We start from the raw sequence: 4,873 nt of genomic DNA, 5'->3' as shown, positions 1-4,873 counted from the left end.
GCAAAATGCCGAGCAGCTGAACTTTCCCGATGCCCATTTCGATGCCTATACGATCGTCTTTGGCATCCGCAATGTCACCCATATCGACAAAGCCCTGGCCGAAGCGCATCGCGTGCTGAAATATGGCGGACGTTTCTATTGTATGGAATTTTCGCAAACCAACTGGCCGGGTTTTGACAAAATCTACGAAACCTATTCCCACCATATCCTGCCCAAAGTCGGCAAGGCGGTGGCGAATGATGAAGCCAGCTATCGCTATCTCGCCGAATCGATAGCGAAATTCCCGCCAATGGAAAAATTTCGCGCGATGATCGAGGCTGCCGGATTCAGCCATACCAAAGTGGAGCCCATGATGGGCGGGCTGGTCGCGATCCATAGCGCATGGAAGGCCTGAGCACACACATCCGATGACCAGTTCCCGCACCCATATATTCCGCCTGCTCAAATGGGGCCGTACGCTCGCCAAACATGGCGCGCTGCGCGATCTGGAGAAGCACAAGGCGACACCGCCGCAGGTCCGCCGCCTGTTCCGCATTGCGCGGATCGGGACGTTCCAGCCCAAGGAGCCAAATTATTCCGCCGCGTTGCAAGCCATTGGCCCGGCGGCGATCAAGCTCGGCCAGACGCTGGCAACCCGGCCCGACGTGATTGGCGAAGCCGCCGCCCGCGATTTGCTGCAATTGCAGGACAGCCTGCCGCCTGTCTCCTTTGACCAGATTCGCGACGAGATCGAACTCAGCCTCGGCAAGTCGTTGGACGAATTATATAGCCATATCGATCCCGTCCCGGTGGGGGCCGCCTCGATAGCTCAGGTCCACCGCGCGACCACGCTCGACGGCAAGGATGTTGCGGTCAAGGTGTTGCGTCCCGGCATCATCAAGAAATTCACCCAGGATATCGAAACCTACGAATGGGCCGCGGCGCATCTCGAGGCATTGGGCGGCGAAGCCAAGCGGCTCCGCCCGCAGCTGGTCATCGCCAATTTCCGCCGCTGGACGATGCGCGAACTCGACCTGCGCCGCGAGGCGGCCAGCGCGTCGGAACTGGCCGAACATATGGCTCAGGTGGACAAATATGAGATCCCGGCCATTGACTGGGACCGGACGTCAGGCCGGGTGCTGACGCTCGACTGGGTCGACGGGGTAAAAATCTCGAACCGCGACGAACTGATCGCATCGGGCCATGACCTTGATGCGATTGCCAGTCGGCTTGTTCACACCTTCCTCAAACAGGCGATTGAGGCCGGCTATTTCCACGCCGACATGCACCAGGGCAATTTGTTCGTGAAGGCGGACGGCACGATCGTTGCCATCGATTTTGGCATCATGGGCAGGATCAATAAAAAAGCGCGAGTCTGGCTGGCGGAGATTCTCTACGGCCTGACCACCGGCAATTACAAACGCGTCGCGGAAATCCATTTTGAAGCGCAATATGTCCCGGACCATCACAGCATGGAGGATTTCGCCACGGCCTTGCGCGCAGTCGGCGAACCAATGCGCGGCAAGCCGGTCAGCGAATTGTCGGTCGGTGATATGCTCGACGGGCTATTCGCGATCACCCGTGATTTCGACATGGAAACACAGCCGCATCTGCTGCTGCTGCAAAAGACGATGGTGATGGTCGAGGGGATTGCCACCGACCTCAACCCGACGATCAACATGTGGGACGCCAGCGGGCCTTATGTGAAAGAATGGATTCGCGGCGAACTGGGCCCGGAAGCGGCGATTGCCGACCGGATCAATGATGACCTCGCAACCATCATGATGCTGCCCGATATTGTCCGGCGTCTGGATGCCCAGCTCCCTCGCAAGGGCGGGGCGCCGCCTGCTCTGCCGGTGGCAGAGGTTGAGCTGATGTGGGAGAAACGGACAAAGGGTCAGGGCGGCGGATTTTGGCGTTATGCGCTAACGGCGATCGTGGCGGGCGGAGCGGGTGCTGCCGCTATATTCATGTGGGGATGATGCTTCTGCCAGTGCGTGCATATCCCGGACCATTGTCCTAGCAACTCTCGCCACATCCCCCGACGGCCTCAGTTTATTTTCTCGCTTCAACATCCCTTTCTCAAACAAGAATAAATCAGGGCACATGTTGCTTGGCTTTGGGCCCGCTTGGTCCTAAATCGGACAGAATGGCAAAACCCAAACATATCCTGCTGATCATTGGCGGCGGCATCGCGGCCTATAAGTCAGCAGAACTCATCCGCCTGATCAAGAAGGCGGGCATGACCGTCCGCTGTGTATTGACCGATTCGGGCGCGCAATTTGTCACGCCGATGACGTTGGCGGCGCTGTCCGAAAATGAAGTGCACACAACGCTCTGGTCGCTGAAGGACGAAGCTGAAATGGGCCATATCCAGCTCAGCCGCGAGGCCGATCTGCTGGTGGTCTGTCCGGCTACCGCCAATCTGCTGGCCAAAATGGCCGGCGGCATTGCCGATGATCTGGCTACCACATTGCTTCTCGCCACCGATACTCCGGTGATGGTGGTCCCGGCGATGAATGTGCGGATGTGGCAGCATGCCGCGACGCAGCGCAATATCGCCCAGCTCAGCGCGGACGGTATCATCGTTATGCAGCCCGATGACGGTGCTATGGCCTGCGGCGAATTTGGTCCGGGCCGACTGCCCGAACCAGAAGCGGTGATGGCAGAGATCAGCGCGCAGATAGAATCTGCATTTCTGAAAACACCTGGCGCGACCGTGTCCGAACTCGGTGCCAATCCCCTCGACGGCCAGCCCGCCTTCGCACCCGACCAGCATCGACCTTTGCGCGGCAAACATGTCCTGATCACTGCTGGTCCAACGCACGAACCGATCGATCCGGTACGCTATATCGCCAATCGCTCTTCCGGGCGTCAGGGCTTTGCCATTGCCGCCGCCGCCGCTGATGCCGGTGCGCGGGTCACTTTGATAGCTGGTCCCGTGCATCTTGCCACACCGGCGGGCGTCATGCGAGTCGATGTCGAAACCGCGCTCGAAATGGAAAAGGCGGTGCACGACGCCCTGCCCGCCGATGTCGCGATCATGGTCGCTGCCGTCGCCGACTGGCGCGCCGACAGCCAGTCCGGGCAGAAGATAAAGAAAAAGGGCGCGGCCCCGGCACCGCTCAAACTGACCGAAAATCCGGACATATTGGCTGGCCTCGCCCGACACAAGCAGCGCCCAGGCCTGCTCATCGGCTTTGCCGCCGAAACCGAAAAAATTGCCGAACATGCCCAGGCGAAGCTGGCGAAAAAAGCCTGCGACTGGATTGTCGCCAATGATGTTTCCGGCGACGTGATGGGCGGTACAGACAATAGCGTGCATATCATCACCAGAACCGGCAGCGAAATCTGGGAACGCCTGCCCAAGATGGAAGTCGCCCGCCGTCTTGTTGCCAAAATCAGTGAGGAAATTGCCTGATGTTCGAGCCCGTCGATATTGCCGTCAAACGACTGGATCATGCCGGCGACCTTCCGCTGCCTTCTTATGAAACCGCCGGTTCAGCCGGAATGGATGTGCGCGCCGCCGAAGAGCTGGCCATTGCCCCGGGCAAGCGCGGGCTGATCGGCACCGGTTTCGCCTTCGCCATCCCCGCAGGCTATGAAATTCAGGTGCGCCCCCGTTCCGGACTGGCCCTGAAAAAGGGTGTCAGCATCCCCAATACGCCCGGCACGATCGACAGCGATTATCGTGGTGAATTGAAGGTCATCCTGATCAATCACGGCGAAGAAGATTTCGTCATCCAGCGCGGCGACCGGATTGCCCAGATTGTCGTCGCACCGGTGCAGCGCGGAATCCTGAACGAAGTGGCCGATCTGGACGAAACCCAGCGGGGCTCTGGCGGTTTCGGATCAACCGGCGTATAAATCATTCTTGGTTCATTTTTGAAAAGGTGATGAGATGATCAATATTATAGCTGCCATTGCACTTTCGGGGGCGTTCGCGTCCGCAGATGACATTGAAATCAAGGAACTGTCCGCCGATTTCTACAATCTGGAACTGGCCCAGTTCACGAAGAAACTTCCCGTTCTGGAACGGCATGAAAGACAGGCGGAACGCATCGCCAAAAAGGCCGACTGCAAGTTGACTACCGATATCGACTGGGTCCATGCGCGGGTTGATGTCGCGTTGGAAGTGTCCCCCGAGGGTCGGGTGACAAAGGTCGTCCCGGTCGAGACAGGCTGCCGCCAGCTGGAAACCTATGTCATCGCACATCTGACCAAATATGCCGGACATGACGGTGCGGTCAAACGCAGCGGCGACCAGAAATGGTACCGTCAGGCGATCACCTTCCGCTGGCCTGAATGAGTTCACTCACCGATGCACAGCTCGACCGCTATGCCCGCCATATCGTGCTCAAGGATATTGGCGGGGCGGGGCAGAAGCAGATACTTGATGCCCATATTCTGGTGGTTGGTGCGGGCGGCATTGGTTGCCCGGCGATTCAATATCTGGCGGCGGCGGGAATTGGCGCGCTGACGATTTTTGATGATGATGTGGTGTCGCTTTCGAATTTGCAGCGGCAGGTTTTGTTCAGTGAAAATGACATTGGCAAAGCGAAAGTTGAAGTTGCTGAAGTTGCTGCGCAGCGTATCAACCCGGATGTTAAGATATTCCCTATAAATCAACGACTTACCGCGCAACATTTTGGCGAGGATGCCGCAGCATTTTTTGCGCCTTTTGACGCGATTATTGACGGCACCGACAATTACCAGACCCGGCTTTTGGTCTCCGATCTCTCGGTGCAGCACCGCATCCCGCTGATTTCCGCGGCGATCGGCCAGTTCCAGGGACAGCTCGGTACGTTTCGCGGCTGGGAAGCGGACAAGCCCTGCTATCGCTGCTTTGTCGGTGACGCGCTCGACCCCGATGATTGCGACAATTGCAGCGAAG

Annotated in this window: 6 protein-coding genes; all 6 read left to right on the top strand. The window is 58.3% G+C overall.

Going from position 1 to position 4,873, the window contains the following annotated elements; genetic code table 11:
• A partial coding sequence (locus tag V7665_RS04220) for a class I SAM-dependent methyltransferase (RefSeq protein WP_335663289.1) occupies positions 1-394 on the top strand: 394 nt, incomplete at its 5' end.
• Between the two features lie 13 nt (positions 395-407).
• Positions 408-1,961, top strand: a complete 1,554-nt coding sequence (ubiB, locus tag V7665_RS04215) for a 2-polyprenylphenol 6-hydroxylase (RefSeq protein WP_335663288.1) — start codon at positions 408-410, stop codon at positions 1,959-1,961.
• Between the two features lie 167 nt (positions 1,962-2,128).
• A complete protein-coding gene (locus V7665_RS04210) occupies positions 2,129-3,400 on the top strand; it encodes a bifunctional phosphopantothenoylcysteine decarboxylase/phosphopantothenate synthase (RefSeq protein WP_335663287.1) in 1,272 nt (423 codons plus the stop codon).
• On the top strand, positions 3,400-3,846 hold the full coding sequence (gene dut, locus V7665_RS04205; RefSeq protein ID WP_335663286.1) for a dUTP diphosphatase: 447 nt from the start codon (positions 3,400-3,402) through the stop codon (positions 3,844-3,846). The genes V7665_RS04210 and dut overlap by 1 nt, the downstream gene beginning before the upstream one ends.
• Before the next feature lie 34 nt (positions 3,847-3,880).
• On the top strand, positions 3,881-4,288 hold the full coding sequence (locus V7665_RS04200; protein ID WP_335663285.1) for a hypothetical protein: 408 nt from the start codon (positions 3,881-3,883) through the stop codon (positions 4,286-4,288).
• The coding region (locus V7665_RS04195) for a HesA/MoeB/ThiF family protein (RefSeq protein ID WP_335663284.1) at positions 4,285-4,873 on the top strand (589 nt) is incomplete at its 3' end. The genes V7665_RS04200 and V7665_RS04195, both read left to right, overlap by 4 nt.

Origin of the sequence: Parasphingorhabdus sp. (genome assembly GCF_036964675.1) — a bacterium.
GTDB lineage: Bacteria > Pseudomonadota > Alphaproteobacteria > Sphingomonadales > Sphingomonadaceae > Parasphingorhabdus.
Note: the sequence above shows the minus strand (reverse complement) of the source record. Positions and strands in the feature narration are given on the sequence as shown.